The 22367-nt window shown below is 36.3% G+C and carries 26 protein-coding genes; 16 read left to right on the forward strand and 10 right to left on the reverse strand.

All coding sequences use genetic code 11. The features are described from left to right. Positions 1 to 5 precede the first annotated feature (5 nt). The 4 genes from ABH959_RS19575 to ABH959_RS19590 are packed head-to-tail and all read left to right on the forward strand — an operon-like array spanning position 6 to position 3483. On the forward strand, positions 6 to 887 hold the full coding sequence (locus ABH959_RS19575; RefSeq protein WP_113936155.1) for an SGNH/GDSL hydrolase family protein: 882 nt from the start codon (positions 6 to 8) through the stop codon (positions 885 to 887). Beyond that, the gene (locus tag ABH959_RS19580; protein ID WP_113936156.1) at positions 884 to 1801 is read left to right on the forward strand and encodes an ABC transporter ATP-binding protein; all 918 of its coding nucleotides are present in this window, start codon (positions 884 to 886) and stop codon (positions 1799 to 1801) included. Before ABH959_RS19575 ends, ABH959_RS19580 begins: the two co-directional genes overlap by 4 nt. After that, complete coding sequence (locus ABH959_RS19585) at positions 1794 to 2786, forward strand: ABC transporter permease (RefSeq protein WP_002138969.1); 993 nt, start codon at positions 1794 to 1796, stop codon at positions 2784 to 2786. Before ABH959_RS19580 ends, ABH959_RS19585 begins: the two co-directional genes overlap by 8 nt. 19 nt (positions 2787 to 2805) lie before the next feature. Beyond that, positions 2806 to 3483: a uracil-DNA glycosylase gene (locus ABH959_RS19590; RefSeq protein ID WP_404493068.1), complete on the forward strand. Its 678-nt coding sequence runs from the start codon at positions 2806 to 2808 to the stop codon at positions 3481 to 3483. A gap of 43 nt (positions 3484 to 3526) precedes the next feature. Here the strand turns inward: ABH959_RS19590 and ABH959_RS19595 are convergent, their stop codons facing one another. From ABH959_RS19595 to ABH959_RS19605, 3 genes are all read right to left on the reverse strand, one after another. Next, positions 3527 to 3817: a DUF3817 domain-containing protein gene (locus ABH959_RS19595; protein WP_113936158.1), complete on the reverse strand. Its 291-nt coding sequence runs from the start codon at positions 3815 to 3817 to the stop codon at positions 3527 to 3529. Positions 3818 to 4026: 209 nt separating this feature from the next. Then, complete coding sequence (locus tag ABH959_RS19600) at positions 4027 to 4848, reverse strand: Cof-type HAD-IIB family hydrolase (RefSeq protein ID WP_404493069.1); 822 nt, start codon at positions 4846 to 4848, stop codon at positions 4027 to 4029. A 205-nt stretch (positions 4849 to 5053) separates the two neighbouring features. Continuing rightward, a complete protein-coding gene (locus tag ABH959_RS19605; RefSeq protein ID WP_242310767.1) occupies positions 5054 to 6334 on the reverse strand; it encodes a purine/pyrimidine permease in 1281 nt (426 codons plus the stop codon). Between the two features lie 95 nt (positions 6335 to 6429). Here ABH959_RS19605 and ABH959_RS19610 point away from each other — a divergent pair, with 95 nt between their 5' ends. The 3 genes from ABH959_RS19610 to ABH959_RS19620 all read left to right on the forward strand — a co-directional run bounded on the left by ABH959_RS19610 (position 6430) and on the right by ABH959_RS19620 (position 8148). Continuing rightward, a complete protein-coding gene (locus tag ABH959_RS19610; protein WP_002089831.1) occupies positions 6430 to 7422 on the forward strand; it encodes a potassium channel family protein in 993 nt (330 codons plus the stop codon). Between the two features lie 6 nt (positions 7423 to 7428). Next, complete coding sequence (locus ABH959_RS19615) at positions 7429 to 7716, forward strand: YwdI family protein (RefSeq protein WP_002089830.1); 288 nt, start codon at positions 7429 to 7431, stop codon at positions 7714 to 7716. Positions 7717 to 7779: 63 nt separating this feature from the next. Further along, positions 7780 to 8148 carry a DUF423 domain-containing protein gene (locus ABH959_RS19620; RefSeq protein WP_002089827.1) on the forward strand — a complete coding sequence of 123 codons (369 nt, stop codon included), beginning with the start codon at positions 7780 to 7782 and terminating at the stop codon, positions 8146 to 8148. Positions 8149 to 8179: 31 nt separating this feature from the next. On the opposite strand, the gene gerQ is transcribed toward ABH959_RS19620, so the two are convergent. From gerQ to hemQ, 4 genes are all read right to left on the reverse strand, one after another. Continuing rightward, on the reverse strand, positions 8180 to 8608 hold the full coding sequence (gene gerQ, locus ABH959_RS19625) for a spore coat protein GerQ (RefSeq protein WP_002089825.1): 429 nt from the start codon (positions 8606 to 8608) through the stop codon (positions 8180 to 8182). Positions 8609 to 8635: 27 nt separating this feature from the next. Further along, positions 8636 to 9058: a cell wall hydrolase CwlJ gene (gene cwlJ / locus ABH959_RS19630; RefSeq protein WP_002089824.1), complete on the reverse strand. Its 423-nt coding sequence runs from the start codon at positions 9056 to 9058 to the stop codon at positions 8636 to 8638. Between the two features lie 174 nt (positions 9059 to 9232). Next, positions 9233 to 10510, reverse strand: coding sequence for a serine hydrolase (locus ABH959_RS19635; protein WP_404493070.1), 1278 nt, complete (start codon positions 10508 to 10510; stop codon positions 9233 to 9235). Positions 10511 to 10705: 195 nt separating this feature from the next. Next, complete coding sequence (gene hemQ / locus ABH959_RS19640) at positions 10706 to 11449, reverse strand: hydrogen peroxide-dependent heme synthase (RefSeq protein ID WP_113936162.1); 744 nt, start codon at positions 11447 to 11449, stop codon at positions 10706 to 10708. Positions 11450 to 11727: 278 nt separating this feature from the next. Here hemQ and pta point away from each other — a divergent pair, with 278 nt between their 5' ends. Next, positions 11728 to 12699 carry a phosphate acetyltransferase gene (pta, locus tag ABH959_RS19645; protein WP_002144665.1) on the forward strand — a complete coding sequence of 324 codons (972 nt, stop codon included), beginning with the start codon at positions 11728 to 11730 and terminating at the stop codon, positions 12697 to 12699. Positions 12700 to 12762: 63 nt separating this feature from the next. Here the strand turns inward: pta and lipL are convergent, their stop codons facing one another. Further along, positions 12763 to 13608: an octanoyl-[GcvH]:protein N-octanoyltransferase gene (lipL, locus tag ABH959_RS19650; RefSeq protein ID WP_404493071.1), complete on the reverse strand. Its 846-nt coding sequence runs from the start codon at positions 13606 to 13608 to the stop codon at positions 12763 to 12765. Between the two features lie 173 nt (positions 13609 to 13781). Here lipL and ABH959_RS19655 point away from each other — a divergent pair, with 173 nt between their 5' ends. After that, positions 13782 to 14372: a lipoprotein BA_5634 family protein gene (locus tag ABH959_RS19655; RefSeq protein ID WP_404493072.1), complete on the forward strand. Its 591-nt coding sequence runs from the start codon at positions 13782 to 13784 to the stop codon at positions 14370 to 14372. 29 nt (positions 14373 to 14401) lie between these two features. Here ABH959_RS19655 and ABH959_RS19660 read toward each other — a convergent pair whose 3' ends face one another. Then, entirely contained in the window at positions 14402 to 15097 is a 696-nt protein-coding gene (locus ABH959_RS19660; RefSeq protein WP_002089813.1) for an RsfA family transcriptional regulator, read from the reverse strand. A 289-nt stretch (positions 15098 to 15386) separates the two neighbouring features. On the opposite strand from ABH959_RS19660, the gene ABH959_RS19665 reads away from it, so the two are divergent. The 6 genes from ABH959_RS19665 to ABH959_RS19690 all read left to right on the forward strand — a co-directional run bounded on the left by ABH959_RS19665 (position 15387) and on the right by ABH959_RS19690 (position 21335). Further along, positions 15387 to 15611, forward strand: coding sequence for a YuzB family protein (locus ABH959_RS19665; RefSeq protein ID WP_002089811.1), 225 nt, complete (start codon positions 15387 to 15389; stop codon positions 15609 to 15611). 236 nt (positions 15612 to 15847) lie between these two features. Beyond that, positions 15848 to 16903, forward strand: coding sequence for a FecCD family ABC transporter permease (locus ABH959_RS19670; protein WP_002089809.1), 1056 nt, complete (start codon positions 15848 to 15850; stop codon positions 16901 to 16903). After that, entirely contained in the window at positions 16900 to 17916 is a 1017-nt protein-coding gene (locus ABH959_RS19675) for a FecCD family ABC transporter permease (RefSeq protein WP_002089808.1), read from the forward strand. The genes ABH959_RS19670 and ABH959_RS19675 overlap by 4 nt, the downstream gene beginning before the upstream one ends. A 15-nt stretch (positions 17917 to 17931) precedes the next feature. Then, positions 17932 to 18744 (forward strand): ABC transporter ATP-binding protein, encoded by an 813-nt coding sequence (locus tag ABH959_RS19680; protein WP_113936166.1) that lies wholly within the window; start codon positions 17932 to 17934, stop codon positions 18742 to 18744. Between the two features lie 202 nt (positions 18745 to 18946). Continuing rightward, positions 18947 to 19885 carry an ABC transporter substrate-binding protein gene (locus tag ABH959_RS19685; protein WP_113936167.1) on the forward strand — a complete coding sequence of 313 codons (939 nt, stop codon included), beginning with the start codon at positions 18947 to 18949 and terminating at the stop codon, positions 19883 to 19885. 145 nt (positions 19886 to 20030) lie between these two features. Continuing rightward, a complete protein-coding gene (locus ABH959_RS19690; RefSeq protein WP_002089804.1) occupies positions 20031 to 21335 on the forward strand; it encodes an HD domain-containing protein in 1305 nt (434 codons plus the stop codon). A gap of 39 nt (positions 21336 to 21374) precedes the next feature. Here ABH959_RS19690 and ABH959_RS19695 read toward each other — a convergent pair whose 3' ends face one another. Then, a complete protein-coding gene (locus ABH959_RS19695) occupies positions 21375 to 21560 on the reverse strand; it encodes a 2-hydroxymuconate tautomerase (RefSeq protein ID WP_001147171.1) in 186 nt (61 codons plus the stop codon). Positions 21561 to 21672: 112 nt separating this feature from the next. Between ABH959_RS19695 and ABH959_RS19700 the strand changes: the two genes are divergently transcribed. After that, positions 21673 to 22347: a site-2 protease family protein gene (locus ABH959_RS19700; RefSeq protein ID WP_113936169.1), complete on the forward strand. Its 675-nt coding sequence runs from the start codon at positions 21673 to 21675 to the stop codon at positions 22345 to 22347. Positions 22348 to 22367: the final 20 nt, after the last annotated feature.

The raw sequence follows: 22367 nt of genomic DNA on the forward strand, positions 1-22367 counted from the left end.
AAGGTGTGAAAATCGCTTTTCGAAAATTCGTTTGGTATAATTATGGACAATCTATAGGGGCTAAAAGGGGTTTTGATATGAGATCAAAATTAGTAAAAGTAATTCTACTCATTACAATTGCGTCTTTCTGTTTATTTGCATATGGTTTTGTTTCGGGTGTAAATGATGTATTAAATCCGAAAGCTTCAAAATTAATTACGAAGACTGACGTAGTGGAAAAAGAGAAAAAGAAAACAGGAACGTTACAAGTAGTTAGTTTAGGTGATTCGTTAACGCGCGGCGTTGGTGATAAAGAAGGAATTGGCTATATTGGACGAATGAAAGAGAATTTACAAAAAGATTATAAACAAAAAGTTGCACTAAGCAATTTGGCAGTTAGTGGTGCGAAAATGCCCGATTTGTTAAAACAAATCGAAAGCAGCGGAGCTCAATATTCAATTAAGCAAGCAGATGTAATTGTTTTAACAATTGGAGGAAATGATTTGTTCCCAGGATGGGAATCGCTCGGAAAGATAGATTTAGAGACGTATCGTCCTGATACGGAAACGTTTCAAAATGAAGCGAAGAAAATTATAGAAGAAATTCGTAAATTAAACACAGATAGCCCTATTTTTTGGCTAGGATTATACAATCCTTTTGAAGATGTAGAAGATTTGAGAGGTTCATCAAATATTGTTGTTGATTGGAACGCTTCTTTAGAGAAGTTAGCATTAAATGATAAAAACGTATATATTACACCGACATTTGATTTATTCCAAAATCGTGGGAAAGATTTATTATACTCAGATCATTTTCATCCGAATGAAGTAGGTTACACATATATGGCGGAGCGTTTAGTCCAAAATGTTGTAAGTAAATTAAAACTAGAGCAAGGAGGGGTAAAATGACGACGATACTTTCTGTACGAGACTTGAAGAAGGTAATTGGAAAGAAGACTCTTGTAGAGGACATTTCATTTGATGTAAAACAAGGAGAAGTGTTTGGCTTTTTAGGACCGAACGGAGCCGGGAAAACGACAACAATTCGAATGTTAGTCGGACTGATTAAAGCGACAGAAGGTACTATTTCTATCGGTGGTTATTCTATTAAGGAAAATTTCAGAGAAGCGATGCGTCAAATTGGAAGTATCGTTGAAAACCCAGAGCTTTATACATATTTAACGGGATGGGAAAACTTAAAGCAATTTGCGCGCATGCTTGGTGATATATCAGATGAACGTATTGTTGAAATTGCAAAAATGGTTCATTTAGATGAGCGTATTCACGATAAGGTAAAAACATATTCCCTTGGTATGAAGCAGCGCCTTGGAATTGCACAGGCGCTACTTGGAAACCCGAAATTGCTCATATTAGATGAACCGACGAATGGTTTAGATCCAGCTGGGATTAGAGAGCTTAGGGAATTTATACATAAGCTTGTAAAAGAAGAAAATATGAGTGTATTTATTTCGAGTCACTTATTAAGTGAAGTGCAACTGATATGCGACCGTGTTGCTATTATTCATAAAGGAAAAATGATAACAGTTGCACCTATTGAAGAGTTGATCAAAACAGCGAGTGATCGTGTGGAATGGGTCGTTACACCGATTTCCAAAGCGAAAGACATGTTAGACGCTGCTGAAGAGATAGAGGAAGTTAGTGTAGAAGATGAGCGTTTATTATGTCGTATGGATGTTGCGTCTATTAATGTTTGGAATAAGCATTTTGTAGAAAACGGGATAGATGTACATAGCGTCAAAGAGCTTGTATTTACGCTAGAAGATTTATTTATTGAACTCACAAGGGGTGAGCAACATGCGTGAATTTGCGAATCTAGTTTTAAATGAATCAGAAAAGATTTATCGTAAGAAACGGATTGTTGTTGTCATGCTTATTTTAGCAATCTTGATTCCACTTTTTGTGTATGCTCAGTATCGTGAAATAGAAACGACGCAAAAAAGGCTTGGTACGACCGATTGGAAAGTATCATTACAGCAACAAATTGTTGATTCACAAAACCGCTTGAACAATTCTAGATTGCCAGAAGAATGGCGGGATTGGTTAAAAGTAAGAGTGGAACAACAACAATATTATTTAGATCATAATATTAATCCGACTGCGCCAGGAGCACCGACATTTGTGAGGGCGTTTATTGAACAAGGAATAACGTTATTTATTCCATTGCTCGTTATGATTGTCGCCATTGATATTGTTTCAGGAGAACGAAGCGATGGTACGATGAAAATGCTTCTGACGAGGCCAATTCGGCGCTGGAAAATACTCCTTAGTAAATATGTGACGATGTTATTTTTCATTTCGCTCATATTGCTTCTTGTCGGTTTGTTTGCTTACGCATTATCAGGGCTTGTATTTGGATACTCTGGATGGAATTTACCTGTGCTAACAGGATTCGTCATTGATAAGGAAACGTTAAATACAAACTTTGTACACCTTATTCCGCAGTGGCAATACATTTTAATGGCGTACGGACTAGCTTGGTTTGTTGCTATCGTTGTTGGAACTATATCATTTATGGTCTCTGTTTTAATTCGTAATACACCAGCTGGTATGGGCGTTATGTTAGCTGCGTTAATTGCAGGCGGCATTTTAAGTTCATTCGCAACGTCTTGGGAAGGTGCGAAATACATTTTTAGTGTCAACTTATCGCTAACGGATTATTTATCAGGAAAACTGCCTGCATTACAAGGATTATCGATGGGATTTTCTTTAATGAATTTAACGGTTTGGGCAGTAGTTTCCCTTATCATTTCATTTGTAGTATTTACAAGGCAGGATATGGTGAATTAATTGGATAGGAAGTGAAGGCATGGAAAACATTTTGCAGAATGATTGGGGACCATTACTTGGGCCAGAATTTGAGAAAGAATACTATCAAGCTTTAGCTAATCTTTTAAAAGAAGAGTATGAGGAGCATGTGATTTATCCAAAGAAAGAAGATATTTTTAACGCTCTAGAGTATACAAGTTATGAAAATACAAAGGTTGTTATTTTAGGACAAGACCCATATCATGGACCGAATCAAGCACATGGTTTAAGCTTTTCGGTACAACCTGGTATTAAAACGCCGCCATCATTGCTAAATATGTACAAAGAACTTCGAGATGAATACGGTTATGAAATTCCGAATAATGGTTATTTAGTAAAATGGGCGGAGCAAGGGGTTTTACTATTAAATACTGTGTTAACGGTTCGTCAAGGTGAGGCGAATTCTCATAAAGGAAAAGGATGGGAGCATTTCACAGATCGCGTAATTGAGCTATTAAATGAACGTGAAAAGCCAGTTGTTTTCATATTATGGGGACGCCATGCTCAGGCGAAGAAAAAGTTAATTACGAATACGAATCATTATATTATCGAGTCCGTACATCCAAGTCCATTATCAGCAAGACGTGGTTTCTTTGGAAGTAAGCCGTACTCTAAAGTAAATGAGATTTTATCTAACATGGATGAAAAAGAAATCGATTGGCAAATTCCGAATATATAAACGCAAAAAAGGTAGCTAACGATTGTTAACTACCTTTTTACTATTACTGTTCATTTTTTAGTTTTGCATCTAGTACAAAAGTACCAAATGGGATAACTGATGCAGCAAGTGCACCAAGTGCCCATAAAATTGTTTTACGGTGTACGATTGTTACTTGAATTACCGCAAAGATGAATAGAATAAATAAAACGCCATGAGCCATACCTGTAATTTTAACAGCTGTTGCAAACCCTGCAAAATATTTTAATGGCATTGCTACAAATAATAGTAATAGGAAAGAAATCCCCTCAATTAAGCCGATTGCTCTTAATCTTCCGATTGGTGTAGATAACATGAAGTAGCCTCCTTTAATGTATGCTTGTATATAGTAAATTTGTATTCTTTTTCAAAATGAAATAGTCTATTTTGTTTAATTATATACAAAAAGAAAGTTTACACTACGAGAATAGTGCAAAGTTCAAAATATAGTCACAAAAGCATTGCAATTTAAATAAAAACCTATTTGAAGTATTTGACTTCAAATAGGTTTTATGAATGAAAATATTAAACAAGCGCTTTGCTTTTTAGTACAAATTTCTCTACAACTTTAGCAACGCCATCGTTCATATTTGTATCTGTTACATAGTTTGCAATTTCTTTAATATCATCTGGTGCATTGCCCATCGCAACGCCAAGACCAGCAAATTCAATCATCGCTTGATCGTTATAGCTATCGCCCATTGCGATAACTTCTTCGCGTTTAATACCAAGTTTTTGGATTAATTGGTTTAAGCTCGTTCCTTTCGTAACACCATGTTCAGTAAATTCTAAGAAGAATGGTTTAGAGCGCATAACACTTAATTGACCTTCTAGTTGTTTTTGTAGTTTCTTTTCTACTTCAACAAGGCGTTCAGCTTCTTTATTCATTAATACTTTTACTACAGGCTCTTTAACAGCAGTTTTAAAATCATCTACTTCAATAATTGGCATACCAGTAATTTCGCCCTCAATTTTAGTATAAGGATTATTTTCTTCTGTTACGATATCATCGCCAATATAAGTATGAATCCATACATCTTCAATTTTACTAATTTCAAATAGGTTGTGAACGATTTCAGGAGATAGCGTGCTACTGAAGATTTCTTCATTTGTTTTACAGTTAATAATTTTTGCGCCGTTAAAAGATAGAATGAAGCTACCGTATTCCTCTAAACGAAGTTCTTTTGCAACATTGCGCATACCAAACGTTGGGCGCCCAGAAGCAAGTACAACTTTAACTCCTTGCTCTTGTGCTGTCATTAAAGCCTCTTTCGTACGAGGTGAAATTGTATGGTCGTCGCGTAATAAAGTATCATCTAAATCTAGAACAATCATTTTATAAGTCATATAGAAAATTCCTTTCTTTGTTGAAATAGAAATAAATTTTTATGAAGATAGTGGGGAATATATAGTAAGACATCGAACTTCTTTGCATGAAACTAGGAGAAGTTCTGCATTGTTAGTATAAATTATCATGAGCGTGTTGCCCATGATAATTTATCATTATCGTAACAACTCTAAAGATAGAGTGCAATAATGGAAGTTTTCCAATTTACGATGGTTGTTTTTCGTGCGAACGAGAAAATAATATTTCCAGCAAGATAGCCATTACAGATCCAAGAACAAGACCGTTACTTAAAAATGATGCTAAAAATGGTGGCAGCGTAGAAAACGCTCCTGCTGGAACGAACATAACGCCGACTCCTGTAAAGATTGAAAGACCTGCTACTTTAAATAATTGTTCTTTATTTTGTACAGTGTCATATTCGCGGAAAGCTAGACCAATCATGCTTGCAAATACAGGATAAATTGCAGCATACCCAACTGCAATGGGGATGGCTGCAAAGAATGAAGTAATCTTTGGGAATATACTAACAAGAATGATAAAGCTTGACCCTAACATAAATGGAAGGCGCTTATAAATATTTGTTGTTGCAATAAACCCTGCGGATCCAGAAATGGCAACAGGGCCAATGGCTGAAAATAGACCGCCTAGCAATTGATTTATTCCTGTTATAATGCCAGCTTGTTTGAAGCGATCTGGAGCATTTTCTTCATACTTAGAAACAACCTTTTGTACAACGCGAATACTTGCTAACATATTTGTTAGAAGTAGTAGTGTGACGAAAACTACCGTAATTGCCATGTTCCATTCAATGCGAGGCATCCCGAAAACAAACAGAGATGGAAGACGAATTATATCTGTCACAGGTGTTACTGGATTAGATAATCCGAAGCACGCAAATAATATCCAGCCGCAGACGATACTGAAAAGAACGGAATATTGTCCAATAATAGATAGCTTCATAATGAAAAAAGATAGTAAAATAACAATGAGTGAAAGAATAAATACCTTTGGCTGTACTTCTGTATGTTGTCCATCAAGGCCAAACATCCCTTTTAAGAAGGAGCCACTAAGTTGTGCGACCAAAAGGAATAAATACGTTCCAATTACTGTCGGTGTAAAGTAACGAACTAGTTTATCAATAAGTCCAAAAACACTAAGAATAATACAAATAATTCCGCTTAGTAGGAAAGCGTACTGAAGGACCTTAAGTGTTTCATTGCTTGATCCAAATAATACGACGCCTAAACTTGCATATAGGGAGAAAATTCCCCACCAAAGGCCTGCAGGACCTTCTTGGATAGGAAGTTTATGACCGAATATAGCTTGCAGTAGGCCGGCAAAACCGAGAACAAATAATGTTCTTTGTACAAACGCGATAGCTTCAGCGCCATCAAGGCCGTAACTAGTTGCGACACTAATTGGTACAATAAGACTTCCAGCTAAAATAAATAGTGCCCATTGTAAGGCAGAAAGAAATAGCTTCATTATATCAACCTCTTTCATAGATTCCGTTTCTAGTATATACGTATTTCATTTCCTCTGGCAAAGATTGTAGATAGAGAAAAGAGTTGAAACATAATATGAATGCACGTAAGCAATTATGGATAGCAGTTATATGTATGACCTTTGTTGTAATTCTAGGAACGCTAGGATTTATGACAATTGAAGAGATTAGCCTGTTTCAAGCATTTTGGATGACGATGATTACTGTATTAACGGTTGGATATGGTGATGTAGTGCCTGTAACACAGGCAGGGAAATTTTTTGCGCTCCTTATTATACCTGTTGGCGTCGGTATCGTTACGTATGCAATGGGTGTAGTAGCAGCTATGATCATTGAGGGGAATTTATTTCATGCAGTGCGGAGGAAGAAGATGGATAAACAAATAGCACAGTTACAAAATCATATTATAGTATGTGGTTGCGGTAGAGTAGGGCTTCAAGTTGTACATGAATTACAGGAAAAGAAAATTCCATTTGTAGTTGTGGATAAAGATGAAAGTATATTGGAGCAGGAAAAACTTTTATATGTACATGGAGATGCAACTGAAGACCAAGTATTACATAATGCTGGAATTTCGAAGGCAGCGGGTCTAGTGGCTATAGTAGCAAACGATGCTGAAAATGTATTTATTACGTTAACCGCACGAGGACTGAACGATGCAATTAAAATTTTAGCAAGAGCTGAAAAGCCAGAAACAGAAGAGAAATTACGACGCGCTGGTGCAAATAAGGTTGTTAATCCATCTAGTATGGCGGGAATTCATATAGCGAAAGGTATTGCGAATCCGTTGACAGTTCATTATATTGATACAGTGTTGTATGGAATAGAGCAATCATTTGTAATTGAAGAGATTCAAGTTGGAAAAGGTTCTATCTTAGCCAGTAAATCGTTAATAGAGAGTAATGTGAGAAATCAATTTGATGTAACGATTTTGGCGATTTTAAGAGATGGGGATATTATCCATAATCCAACGGGGCAGGAAAAACTGCAAGAACATGATATGATAATAGTATTTGGTTCAGTGGAGAAACTGGGGCAATTTGAGAAAGAACTACAAAGTAAGAGGTGACAAGGAATGCAAGTATCTAGTGATAAGATTTTAAATAAAATGGCGAATGAAATTGCAAAGGCAAAAAGTAGTGAAGGACAACAATCAAAAGAACACTTATTAGTTGTACGTGCTTTATGTGATTTATTATTGGATGAACAAGTGGAGCCTTCTACGTATAGAGAACCACAAGTTCAAACACAAGTAATCGGGTCTCAGCCTATGACGACAGTTCAACCAGTTATGCCGGTTTCTGGAGAAAAAGTATATATAAAAGAAAAGGATGCAAACGGTAAATCTTTATTTGACTTTTAAAAGTAAAATCGTTTGGATTATATGTGAAAATTGCTTATGATAAAAATAAAAAGGGGAATTAAGATGAAAATTTTCTTTTTACTAGGTTGTATTGCAGCGGGGCTATCTGTTGCATTAGGGGCTTTTGGAGCACATGGTTTAGAAAATAAAATTTCTGCAAAAATGTTAGAAGTGTGGAAGACGGGCGTTACATATCAAATGTTTCATGCAGGTGGCTTATTCGTAGTTGCTCTATTAATGGACAAAATGCAATCATCACTTTTAAACACTGCAGGTTGGCTTATGGTAGCTGGGATTATTATGTTCTCAGGCAGTCTTTATGCATTAAGTACAACAGGTATTAAATTCTTTGGCCCAATTACACCCCTTGGTGGTGTAGCGTTTATTGTGGCGTGGATTTTAGTCGGAACTGCAGTTGTAAAAGGGTTATAAAAAACAAAAGCTGGCATTCGCCAGCTTTTTTTTATGGTCTTGGAGCATAAGTTGCTTGTTGACCAGGTAAATACGCAATTTCTCCTGGGAATTCTACATAATCTAAATAAATCATTAGTAGTAAAAAGCGTTTTCCAGATTTCGGCTCACTAATAACGATATGATCACGGCCGGCTGCCTCGATAATCCCTGTATAAGATTGTGTGCCAAGCGAGCTACCACGTTCATAAGTCATTACAACTGTAGCCTGCTTACCTTTGTTTAAACGAAGGATATTTTCAATATAAGATTGTTCTAGTGGTAACATACCTTGAGAAACTGCAAGTTGAGCCTGAGCAGCTTGTTGTTGCATCGCTTGCTGTTGTTGCTGTTGCTGCGCGGTCATTTGTTGCGGTTGCACATAAGTTCCAGATGGTTGATAAAAACCTGTTCCGTAGTACGGGTTTTGTTGCTGTGTCATTCAAAAATCCCTCCTCATTTTCATTCCTTAATATACGCTTGGACAATCCTCCCCGGATGGTTGGAAGAAGCAGTGCTTTTTAAAACGTCCAGAGTTTTGCTGGTTATACCAAGTTGGTGGGCAAGGACCTTCAGGTCTAAAAAACCATAAAGCGAAATTTGCAGGCCAAAAACGTTGCCCTTGAATTGTTCGACGGGCTAAGGCAATATCTTGTTCTCTTGCTCGTTGATAAAAATACCCTTTTTGAGTAGCTTCAAAACCACCAGGATTTTGATAAACCATCTGACGTAAGTTCCGTACTTTTTTAAAATCTAAACAATTTCCGCGGACACGATTTACACCGACATTTCCAACCATTAGCATGCCTTGTTGTCCTTCTCCTTCAGCTTCAGCACGCATGAGTCTAGCTAATAACTTTACATCTTCTTCTGTATGTGCGATAACACCCATTATGTGTCACCTCTCTTTTTGGAATACCCTTTGGAAAGAGGTTTTTCTTAGATGAAGTGTGGAACAATTACTAGTTCATACGTATGAGAAAAAGGACGCAGATATGACAACCAAACGAAGTTTTACATCTAGAGGGGAAAATAAAAAAAGCTAGCGTGAGCTAGCTTTTCATCATTAAAATACTTTAGACCATAAATTTGAGAAGAAATCGCCAATTGAACGCATTGTTAATACGAACCAATTTGCTTTTTCTACTTCTGCAGTCGTTTTTGCAGTAACTTTTATACTTTTATTTCCGTCTAAGAAACCATATTTATCAGATGGTTCTAAGACGATTGAACCTACCTTTGCATCTTTCTTAATAGGAGCAACTAAATGCTCATCTTCAGCAAGTGATTTATCTGCTTCAGTAGAAATTTTGTAAGGTGATTTGCTACCTTTTGCAGTAACTACTGTCACTTCTTTTTCTGGTGCAACTGTTACGTAGTCTTCTTTTCCTTTTACTACAGAAATTTTGTTGTTTTTATCTATTTTTAATTTCTGTTTTTCGAAGTTATTAAATCCATACTCAATTAATGCGCGAGATTCTGTGAAACGTTCGTCCATTGATTTCGTTTTAATAATAACAGAAATAAGACGTAAATCACCGCGTTTTGCTGTAATGGTAAAACCATACCCAGCGGTATCAGAGCTTCCTGTTTTTAAACCATCTGCTCCTTCATAAGAGAAAGCAGCACCTGGTAACATCCAGTTCCAATTTTCCATACGAATTGGTTTTGGATGATTATCTGGGAAGTTTCTAAATCTTTGTTTTGTATCCTCTAGCATTTCTGGATACTTTGTAATAATTGTTTTTGAAAGAATACCCATATCGCGAGCTGACATGGAGTTTTCTCCATTCGGATCAGTTCCTTCAGGATGTTTTCCTTTTAAATCAGCGTTATTTAACCCCGTAGCGTTTACAAATTTATATTTCTTTAACCCTAGTTTTTTCGCATGTTCATTTGCGAGATTTAAGAAGTTCTTTTCACTGCCTGCAAGTAATTCTGCTAAAGCAATACTAGATCCATTTGCAGAGAAGATAACGATAGAATGGTATAATTCTCTTACAGTATATTGACGTCCTTTTTCGAACGGCACGTTAGAGAATTCATTATTACGTGAAACTTCATAAGCGTAATCAGAAATAGTTACTTTCGTATCCCAAGTGATTTTTCCTTCTTTAATTGCTTCTAATACGGCATAAATAACAATTAATTTTGACATACTAGCGATAGCTAGTAATTCATCTGGATTTTGTTCATGCAGTATTTTTCCTGTATCCGCATCAAATAGAAGTGCAGCAGCTGCCTCTATATGTATTTTTTCTTCCGCATGGGATGTTGTTACTCCTAAGGAAGAAAATGACAATAGAGACACTAGTAAAATAGACAAGATTTTCTTCATATACATTATCACCTTCGCATCGTTATTAGCATATAGCTCGTACCATTTTAGCATGAATTTGGATATAGAAAGGTTACAATTTTGTAAGGAAATTGAAAAGAATTTGTCGATTTTTGTTCAAATTTGCAGAGAAAAGAAGTTTTTTGAGGAGAAATATAGAGGGTAATAAAAAAAGGAACGAAATTCGTTCCTTTTTCATTATTATATGTGTAAAAATTTCTCTACTTTTTCGTCTGGTAAAATGTTCCCAACGAAGAATGTACCGAATTCACCGTAACGGGCACTTACTTCATCGAAGCGCATTTCATATATAAGCTTCTTAAATTGAAGAACATCGTCAGCGAATAATGTTACGCCCCACTCGAAATCGTCGAATCCGACTGATCCTGAAATTACTTGGCGTACTTTCCCTGCGTATTGGCGACCGATTTTACTGTGACTGTACATCATTTTTTTACGTTCTTCCATAGGAAGCATGTACCAGTTGTCATCACCTTGGCGACGCTTGTCCATTGGATAGAAGCAAATATGATTTGCTTTTGGTAACTCAGGATATAAGCGAGCTAAGATTTGTTGGTTTTGGTATGGATCTTCATCAGCTGGAAGATAGTTGCTTAGTTCAACAACAGATACGTAAGAATATGCAGGAACTAAATATTCAGCTAATGTTGTTTTATTTAATTCTGTTTCGATTTCATTTAACTCTTCCATTGTTGGACGTAAGATCATAAGCATAATATCTGCTTTTTGACCAACAACTGTATACATTGCATGACTGCCTTTTTTTGCAGTAGCTACTTCGTTCCATTTTTCAACGACATTTAAAAATTCAGACACTGCTTGTCCGCGTTCGTCACTAGATAATGTTTTCCATGCTGCCCAATCAATAGAACGTAAATCATGTAAACAATACCAGCCATCTAACGTTGTTGTTGCTTCACTCATTCTATTCACCTCAGTTAATGATATTTTACACGTTAACTATAGCATATATAGGATTAAAAACATCTAAATAAAGTTTCGGTGCATAAAACTGTCACATTTAAATTTACTTGAAAATAGGAGGAGAATAAGGCTTAAAGGGGCTTTATTTCTATGCTGAATTTTATGAAAATATAATCATTTTCATTTTATCTATTTTTTGGGAGCTATAAGTTTAAAATATAGAGGAAAAGCAGTATTCTTAAAGATAGAGTTTTTAACATATGTAGGAGGGTTTATTCGTGAGCAACTTATTTACAACAGTAAAAGAAAAAGTTCAAGGAAAAGGCATTTCTATCGTACTTCCTGAAGGAACTGATGAAAGAATTTTAGGCGCTGCAGAGCGTTTAGCAAAAGAAGAGTTAGTAAAACCAATTTTAGTTGGTAATAAAGAAGAAATTAGCGCAAAAGCTGCTAGCATGAACTTAACATTAGCAGGCGTTGATATTTATGACCCAGCTACATACGAAGAGATGGATGCAATGGTAGCATCTTTCGTTGAACGCCGTAAAGGTAAAGCAACAGAAGAAGATGCTCGCAAAATCCTTAAAGACGAAAACTACTTCGGTACAATGCTTGTATACATGGGCAAAGCACACGGTTTAGTAAGCGGTGCAATTCACTCTACTGCTGATACAGTTCGTCCAGCACTTCAAATCATTAAAACAAAACCAGGTGTTACAAAAACTTCAGGCGTATTCATCATGGTACGTGAAGAAGAGAAGTATGTATTCGCTGATTGCGCAATTAACATTGCACCAAATAGCCAAGATTTAGCTGAAATTGGTATTGAAAGTGCGAAAACTGCTGAACTATTCGGCATGGACCCACGCGTTGCTATGTTAAGCTTCTCTACAAAAGGTTCTGCGAAATCTCCAGAAACAGAAAAAGTTGTAGAAGCAACTCGCATTGCAAAAGAAATGGCTCCTGAATTAACTTTAGATGGAGAATTCCAATTCGATGCTGCATTCGTACCATCTGTAGCTGAGAAAAAAGCTCCAGGTTCTACAATTAAAGGTGATGCTAACGTATTCGTATTCCCAAGCTTAGAAGCTGGTAATATCGGCTACAAAATCGCTCAACGCTTAGGTAACTTCGAAGCAGTAGGACCAATCTTACAAGGTTTAAACATGCCTGTAAATGATCTATCTCGTGGATGTAACGAAGAAGAAGTGTATAAGTTAGCTTTAATTACAGCAGCTCAAGCACTTTAATTCTATAATGAATTAATATGAAAAAAGACCACCCTATTTCTCTTGAAATGAGGGTGGCCTTTTTTATTTTTCTAAGCCAAGTGCTTTATTGTTACGATCAATAATACGTTGTAAATTCGTCTCATATAAAGGAACTTCATCTACTGTTAGCTGAGATGATGTTAACTTTGGAGTGAATTGTTGCAACGTTTTTAAAAGGCGCATCATTAAATCTTGCACTGTAATTGTTTCGCCAAGTAATTCAGATAGTGAAGCCATCGTACTCGGTACAATTTCAGGATACGTAAATCTTGTTTCTTCGCCTTGAATTGCTACGTTGTAAAAATCACGAACGAGTGCGGCACGCTCAGATCCGCTTCCTGTCGCACATAAGTAAATTTGTACAGCAACGCCTCCGCGAATACGACGCTGAGAAATACCAGCAAATTTTTGATCGCGAATGCTCAAATCGTAGCTACCAGGACAATAAGAACCAACAATTTCTTTTGCCTCGATAGTAACATCGTAATCTTTTAACATTTCCTTAATTAAATGCCACATCGTATCGTATCCAAGGTCGATATCGATACCCTTTTCTGTTTCTTGGAATAAAAGTGATACGTTTAAAACACCTTCATCAAGTACAACAGCAAGTCCACCAGAATTACGAACGATAAAATTGAAGTCGTTTTCTTTTAAAAAGGAAATACCTTCTTCTAAATGTGGTAGACGTGAATCTTGAATGCCAAGAACAATTGTATTGTGATGAACCCAAGAGCGCATTGTTGCAGCGGATTGGCCTTTTCCAATACTTGTGCATAACGTGTCGTCCATTGCGAATGACTGAAGTGCATGAAATGTTGGTCCTAAACTAGACTGATCCACAATACGCCACTCTGGCTGAGATAAAATTGAACGGGAATTGCTCATATAACTAACCCCTTATCTTTAAAATGACAATCTCTATTATAGCAAAAATATAGAAAGTAGTTTTAGGGAGAAATCTTACTAAATTGTAATGTTGTTGTAAGGAAAGTGAATTGGTTAAACTAGCTGCGGTGGTTAAACTAGGAGATGCAATTATGCTTTTAGGAGGAATACAAATGAAAAAAGTTAAATTAGGACTCGTAGCAATTATGTCCGCTGCTGTATTTAGCGGTTGTTCTATTATGGATATAATCGCACCACAAGCAACTGGAGTTGTTATGTACGGAGATGAGACGGGAGTTCAAAAAACAATGGATCAATATAAAGATAAAATTGAATCCCAAAATACATTTGAAGCAAAACTAGGAGCTGTTAATGAGAAAAAAGTTTTAATTATGAGTAAAACGACAGCTGAAAAAATGGTGAAAGAAAAAATGCTGAAAAAAGTAGTGAAAGAAGATGTAGAACCAATTAAAGCATTACCGTCTGTTTCAGGTGAAGTGGGAATAGTGTTTGCTAAAGATACACAAAATGATGTAGTAATTGATGGAAAGAAAATGAAGTATGAGGGTAATGTAGTAATCGGTGATGCGCGTAAATATGCAGATATGTATGCAGTTGTTAGCGATGCCGAATATACAAAGATAAATGAACCGGTAAAAACGATTGGATTAGCAGCTTTTAAAGAAAATCCAAAGGGAAAAATTTTCCCAGATATAAAAAGAGATTCTAAAGTAGAAGAAGCACATATGGTTGAAGTGAAATAATAAAAAAGGATGCATGCAATGCATCCTTTTTATTCTGCAATTTTTTCTAAGTTACCGTTTCGATCCATGCGGAAAGATGTTTGTGAGCGTTCCTCATCATCCATTACTGCTAATTTACGAGCACGGTTCATAATATTCATAAGCGTTTCGTAATCCTCTTGTACAGTATGAGATTGTTGTTCTAATTTTTCTAGTTTCTTTTCTAGCTCTTCATTTCGCAGAATTTGCGTTTTAATTTCTTGTTTCAATCTCGTATTCTCGTTTTCAAGAGCTGTTACTTTTATATTTGAAGATCCAACTGTTTGTAAAAAGTAAATAACATCTTGCATTGTTATTGAGCTTTTTGGAGCAGGGACAGTCGGCTCTTGATATGGAGTAGCTTCTGTATATTGAACAGCTGTTTCATACGGTACGTATTCTTCATAATCAGTTATCGCCGCCGCTGAAGCTGGTGGTGTGTAAAGCAAACGTTTTTTTGTTTGTTCACCGCCCGCAGCACGCATTTTATCTTTACGATGTTTTTTTGCTAGTTGAAGAGCTTGTTCATAGCTATAGCGAACAACAGCATTCCAGCGGAAACCACAAGCAGCAGATGTGCGATTTAACTGATCTCCTACTTCTTCAAAAGCATTTAATTGAGTACTTCCTTCTCGAACATGGCGAAGCACCGTTTCAGCAAGTAATAAATCGTCCTCGTCTGTCCAAGCATCTTGTCTTACTTTCATAGATTCAACTCCCTTTCTTTTTATGAACTTCCTATTTTTATAATGGGCAAAAAAATGAGCTTTTATACAAAGCTTTTAAAAATATGGTAGATTTCAATGAAGAGAAGAAATGTGGCTATGAATGATGAAAGCTTTTGAAGGAGAAAATATAAAAAATAGGTAGCTTTATATAGGAATAGAGCTACGCCCGGAGACTTGCAACAAGCTTCAAAGAGCGGTAAAATACCATTTAGTGTTTATTTTTAAATGTACTTGTGAAAAGTTTAAAATAGAGGAAGTGTTATATATAATGGGAAACGAATTTCGTGTGTGTGATGATTGTCAGGCAACGAACGTTAAAACGTTGATTCCGAAGTTAAAAAAAGTAGATTCATGTGCAACGATCGAGGTTGCATGTCAGTCTTACTGTGGCCCTGGTCGTAAAAAATCATTCGCGTTTGTAAATAATCGTCCAGTTGCGGCTCCAACAGAAGACGAATTAATTATAAAAATTGAAGCAAAGTTAAATAAGTAAGAAAAAGAAGAGTGAACAGATTACTCTTCTTTTTTTATGTCCATAAGATAGCGTTTTGTATGAATTCGTATTTCAAAATAATGGTTGACAGTCTTTTGACGTGGTAGGTAGAATAGAAAGTGTCTGATTCTGAGAATCATTATCAGGAAAAAATCAATTCATCTAATTTTTTTATTACTATTTGAGAATAAATTTCATTTTATTAAATATATGTTGTTGGTTAGGATGGTTGAGGGATGGAAGCGAGCGCAAGGAGTATAGAACAGCAAGATGTGAATGTTAAAGAGATTAAGAGCAGACCGCTCGTTGCCTCTATTATTTTAATAGCAGGCACAATTTTGTTAGCTTTAAGCATGGCAGTTTCTATTTCGTTTGGTGCTGCAGATATTAGTTTAAAGACCGTTTGGCAAGCTGTATTTCAGTTTGATGGGTCTATAACGCATCATAACGTAATTCAAGAACTTCGCATGCCTAGAGCAATAGGGGGCGTAGTTGCAGGTGCCTTTTTAGCAGTGTCAGGAGCAATTATGCAAGGGATGACACGGAATCCACTTGCATCACCATCATTAATGGGGATTACAGATGGTGCTGTATTCGGGATTGCAATTATGTATGCATTCTTCCCTAATTCACCTTATTTAATGTTTGTTATCGCATCTTTTATTGGAGCTGCGTTTGGAGCGAGCATTGTATATGGCATTGGGACTTCTTCACCAGGTGGATTAACGCCTGTGAAATTAGCTTTAGCTGGAGCTGCAATTAGTGCTTTATTAGGAGCAATTTCATCTGGAATCGCATTGTACTTCAATCTTGCCCAAGAGGTGAGTATGTGGAATGCAGGCGGCGTTGCCGGAGTGAAATGGCAAAGTATTAATATGTTAGTACCGATTGGTCTTGTTTGTCTCATTATAGCAATTATGATGTCGAGATATATTACCATTTTAAGCTTTGGTGAAGAAATCGCGATTGGGCTAGGTCAAAATACGACATTAATTAAATTTATCGGAACAGTACTTGTTCTTGTATTAACGGGTTCTGCGGTTTCTATGGCAGGATCAGTTGGATTTGTTGGTCTTGTAATTCCACATATGACTCGTTTCCTTGTAGGCTCAGATTATAGATGGGTTATTCCATGTTCTGCGGTCTTAGGTGGATTGTTAATTGAATGTGCAGATATGTTATCTCGCGTTATTAATCCGCCATTTGAAACTCCAATTGGAGCAATTACAGCGCTAATTGGAGTTCCATTCTTCCTCTACTTAGCACGTAACGAAGGGAGAGGAAAGATGTGAGGACGAGTGTCTTAACAAAAAAGAACGTTTCTATTTTAACGATTTTAGTAGGATTAATCGTTGCTGTATTTTTAGTAAGCTTAAATACAGGAACATTTAAAATACCTCCAATGGATGTATTAAAGTCATTGGTTGGATTAGGTGCAGAAGATCAATCTGTTATTTTATTTGAATTTCGTATGCCACGTATGGTTATTGCTATATTAGTCGGTTCTGCATTAGCTATGTCAGGTGCAATTTTGCAAGGGCTGTCACGAAATCCACTTGCTGATCCAGGTATTATCGGTATTAACGCCGGAGCGGGATTAACAGTTGTAGTATTCGTCTACTTTTTCTTTGGAAAAGTTGGAACTGGTACATTTTTATCTGTATTTATTCTTCCATTCTTCGCGCTAGTTGGTGCGATATTAGCAGCGGTTATTATTTATTTACTAGCATGGAAAGACGGTGTTTCATCCACTCGATTAATTCTTGTTGGTATCGCTGTTGCAGCCGGATTTGGTGCTGTTAGTTTAATTTTTTCTATGAAGATGACATCGAACGACTTCCGTTTTGCAACGATTTGGTTGGCAGGAAGTTTATGGGGAACAGATTGGAAGTTCGTACTAAGTGTACTCCCATGGATGGTTATTTTCTTACCACTGGCCATTAGTAAAGCGCACATATTAAATGTAATGAATTTAGGCGACTCTACAGCAGTTGGTCTTGGTGTAAACGTAGAAAAGGAAAGACGTAAATTATTATTTATTGCAGTTTGTTTAGCTGGTGCATCTGTCGCTGTTGCGGGCGGTATTGGTTTTATCGGTTTAATGGCTCCGCATTTAGCGAGAAGCCTCGTTGGTGGTAAACATCAAATTATGTTACCAACGGCTGCATTAATAGGAACGTTTTTACTTTTATTTGCAGATGTAATTTCCAGAAGTGTGTTACCAACTTCAGAAATACCGGTCGGTCTTGTTATTTCTGTAATTGGCGCACCATATTTCATATATCTACTTATGAGGACAAAATAAAGGGAGGCTTTTTGTATGGCAACTTTAGCAGTTGATGCGGTATCTGTTGGGTATAATGAAGGGTTAATTATAGATGGATTAACGGTTGAAATTCCGGAAGGACAAATTACAACGATTATTGGACCAAATGGTTGTGGGAAATCCACATTATTAAAAACGGCTTCTCGTATTTTGAAAGCAAAACGAGGTACTGTTTATCTTGATGGAAAAGCAATTGAGAAACAGCCAACGAAAGAAATCGCAAAGAAAATGGCGATTTTACCACAAACTGCAGAAGTGCCAACAGGCCTTACTGTGTTTGAACTTGTTTCATATGGACGTTTTCCTCATCAAAAAGGATTTGGAACATTGAAAGAAGAGGATTATCGCTACATTCATTGGGCACTTGAAGTGACGGGGATGACAGAATTTGCAAATCGTCCAGCAGAAGCTTTATCAGGTGGTCAACGTCAACGTGTATGGATTGCGATGGCTCTTGCACAAGGAACAGATTTACTCGTGTTAGATGAACCAACAACATACTTAGATATGGCTCATCAACTTGAGGTATTAAACTTACTGAAGAAGTTAAACAAAGAAGAAGGCAGAACGATTGTTATGGTTATTCACGATTTAAATCATGCTTCTCGTTTCTCTGATCATATGATTGCATTAAAAGCTGGGAAGTTAATGAAACAAGGAACGCCAGATGAAGTTATGACAAGTGAAACGCTTCGTGACGTATTTGAAATCGAAGCTCAAATCGTTCCATGTCCAGTAAACTGTAAACCAATTTGTTTAACATACGATTTAGCGATGATTAATAATCAATTGCGTAAAAAAGCATAATTAATAGAATTTCCCCCTCTTAAAGAGGTGAGAGGGGGAGTTCTAATGGACGTTGAGCTTCTTACCCACGGATGGGAAGTTGAACGCCCGTTAGAATGGGTTATAAACAACAATTAATAAAAATATATTAATTAAATGTTGTTTTCGTTTCTTATAGTTACATGCAAATTATAAGAGAAATACAGCTAGAAGGAGTCGGAATATGAAGAATTTTAAAATGGCACTATTAGCAATGGTACTAGTTGTTACTTCTGTACTATTTGCAGCTTGTTCTAACAAAGAAGAAGAAAAGAAAGCAGATGCGAAGACTGAAGAGCGCACTGTACAACACGCAAAAGGGGAAATTAAAATTCCTGCAAATCCAAAGAAAATTGCTGACCTTAGTGGTTCAACAGAAGAATTATTAATCTTTGGTATGAAACCAATTATTACTGCTAATACATCTCAAGAAAAAATTGATGCACATATTGCAAATAAATTAAAAGACGTTAAACCAGTTGGTTCTGCTTGGGGCGATAAAATTAACATCGAAGCAGTGGCTGCTGCAAAACCAGACTTAATTATTGTAAACAATCGTCAAGAAAAAATTTATGATCAATTATCTAAAATTGCACCAACAGTTATGTTAAAAACTCCATTAGACCAATGGCGCCCAAAATTCGAAGAAGTAGGTCAAATCTTAGGTAAAGAGAAAGAAACAAAAGAATGGTTCAAACAGTATGATGAAAAAGCAAGCAAATTACATGACAAAATCATCGCTAAAACTGGTGATGCAACATTCATGAAAATGGCTGCATATCCAAACGCATTCCGCGTATACGGTGACTACGGTTACGGTAGCGTAATCTTTAATGACTTAAAATTACCAGCAGTTAAAGGTACACCAACTGATAAACCGCTAGTACAAGTACAAAAAGAAGCTTTAATTGATTACAACCCAGATTACTTATTCGTATTTACAACGGGTGATGGTTCTCAGCGCTTAAAAGAATTCCAAGAAGAATCAATTTGGAAAAACATGAACGCTGTTAAAAACAACCACGTATTTACAATTAGCAATGAAGACCTAAATAAAGGATACTTCCCACTAGGTAAAGAAATGATCTTAGACGAAGTTGCTGAGTTTGTTTTAGGAAAATAATATATAAAGAAAAATCACTTTTACTTCGGTAAAAGTGATTTTTCTTTATATACAAGGAATTAATACAGTCTTTCATTTCTTTCTGTTTCCTATATCGTTTATAATATATAGTAAGAATGCAGTAAAGAAAGGGGGATGTCGGAAGGTGGTATATTTAAACGACAAACTCAGCGAAACAAAAGTGTTTAAAGACCCAGTACATAAATATGTGCACGTGCGTGATCGTGTTATTTGGGATTTAATCGGAACGAAAGAATTTCAACGCTTGCGCCGTATTAAGCAGCTTGGAACGACATTTTTTACATTTCACGGTGCAGAGCATAGTCGCTTTACTCATTCGTTAGGTGTATATGAAATTATTCGTCGTATGATTGATGATGTGTTTGATGGCAGACCAAATTGGAATGCTGAAGATAGATTATTATGTTTATGTGCGGCATTACTTCATGATGTCGGTCACGGCCCGTTTTCTCACTCGTTTGAAAAAGTATTTTCGTTAGATCATGAGAAATTTACGCAAAAGATTATCGTGGGCAATACGGAAATTAACGATGTGTTAAGCCGTGTTGATAAGGAGTTTCCGCAAAAGGTAGCAGATGTAATTGCGAAAACATCTACTAATAAATTAGCGATTAGTATGATTTCAAGCCAAATTGATGCTGATCGTATGGATTATTTATTAAGAGATGCATATTTTACTGGCGTAAAGTATGGGAATTTTGATATGGAACGTATACTGCGTGTCATGCGCCCGTACGGTAATCAAGTTGTCATTAAAAATAGTGGTATGCATGCTGTAGAGCATTATATTATGAGCCGTTATCAAATGTATTGGCAAGTATATTTTCATCCGGTAACACGTAGTGCAGAAGTTATTTTAACGAAGATTTTACACCGAGCTAAATCGTTGCATGAGAAGTATTATGCGTTTAAATATCATCCTGTTCATTTCTATTCTTTATTTGAAGAAGAAGTGACAGTAGAGGATTATTTAAAGTTAGACGAGAACGTAATGTATTATTACTTCCAAGTATGGCAAGAGGAAGAAGATCCAATTTTAAGTGACTTATGCCGTCGTTTTATGAATCGAAATCTATTTAAATATGTAGAGTTTACAGATAAGCACGGTTTAGATAATTGGATGGAATTAAGTAGCTTATTTAAGAAGATTGGACTAGATCCAGAGTATTATTTAGTTGTTGATTCAACATCAGACTTACCGTATGACTTTTACCGTGCAGGAGAAGAAGAAGAGCGTCTGCCAATCTTACTCCTTATGCCGAATGGGGAACTTAGAGAGCTTTCGCGTGAATCGGATATTGTTGAGGCGATTACGGGTAAGAAGAGAACGGATCAAAAGTTATTCTATCCGCATGATTTAATCTATGAAGATGGAAGAAAAGGAAAATATAAAGAGAGAATTATCGAGTTGTTAGAAGGAAAGAAATAAGAAGCAGCTAAGAGCTGCTTCTTATGAAAAAACTTGAAATTATTTGTCGCTTAAGCGTTTTCCGCCAACTGCATAATGGTTTTTAGACATTTCTTCGATGAAAACAACGATGTTTTCTTCAGGAGCACCAGTTGTTTCGCTTACTGCTGCGGTTACTTTCTCAGCAAGAGCTTTCTTTTGTTCTTCTGTGCGTCCTTCTAGCATTTTCACTGTTACGTATGGCATGTACAATCGCTCCTTTTATGTAAGTTACACTCTTATTATAGCGGATTATGAAGAAGAACAATCGGAAAAACAAATAATTTCTTTTTTTGACATATTGAAGAGGAGATGAGTTATGGATCAGTTATTTAGATACCCGTTGCAACAAATTCCATTGGTAGCAATGGCGATTATTATTGCGCTATCTGTGCATGAATTTGCACATGCGTATGTTGCATATAAATTTGGAGACGATACAGCGAAAAAACAAGGACGGTTAACGTTATCACCGATGGCTCATTTAGATCCTATCGGGATGATTGCTGTATTAATTCTTGGATTCGGTTGGGCAAGACCCGTGCCTGTTAACCCATATAACTTTAAAAGACCGCGTCTTGCAGGAATATTAGTTTCTATTGCGGGACCGATAAGTAATCTTATTTTAAGTGCAATTGGTTTAATTATTTGGTATAGCTTAATAACATTTGGTGTGTTAAATGCGATGCCACTTGCAGTAGCAGATACGCTGGATCAATTTTTCCAAATTTTTATTATGCTTAATATTGTTTTACTTGTATTTAACTTATTACCAATCCCGCCACTTGATGGGTATCGCGTTGTGGAAGATTTAGCACCAGCAAATATTCGTGCGAAAATGACACAGTATGAAAAGTATGGATCAATTGCGTTATTAATTCTTGTTATTACACCGCTTAGCAATTACACAATTCAACCTATTTTCAATGTTGTTATTCCATATGTATTAGTATTTTTACAAAATATCATTGCGCCTATTTTCAGGCTTTTTTAATCATTAAGTGAGGAGGAGTT

Origin of the sequence: Bacillus sp. RC51 (assembly GCF_044908115.1) — a bacterium.
GTDB classification, from domain to species: Bacteria; Bacillota; Bacilli; order Bacillales; family Bacillaceae_G; genus Bacillus_A; species Bacillus_A mycoides.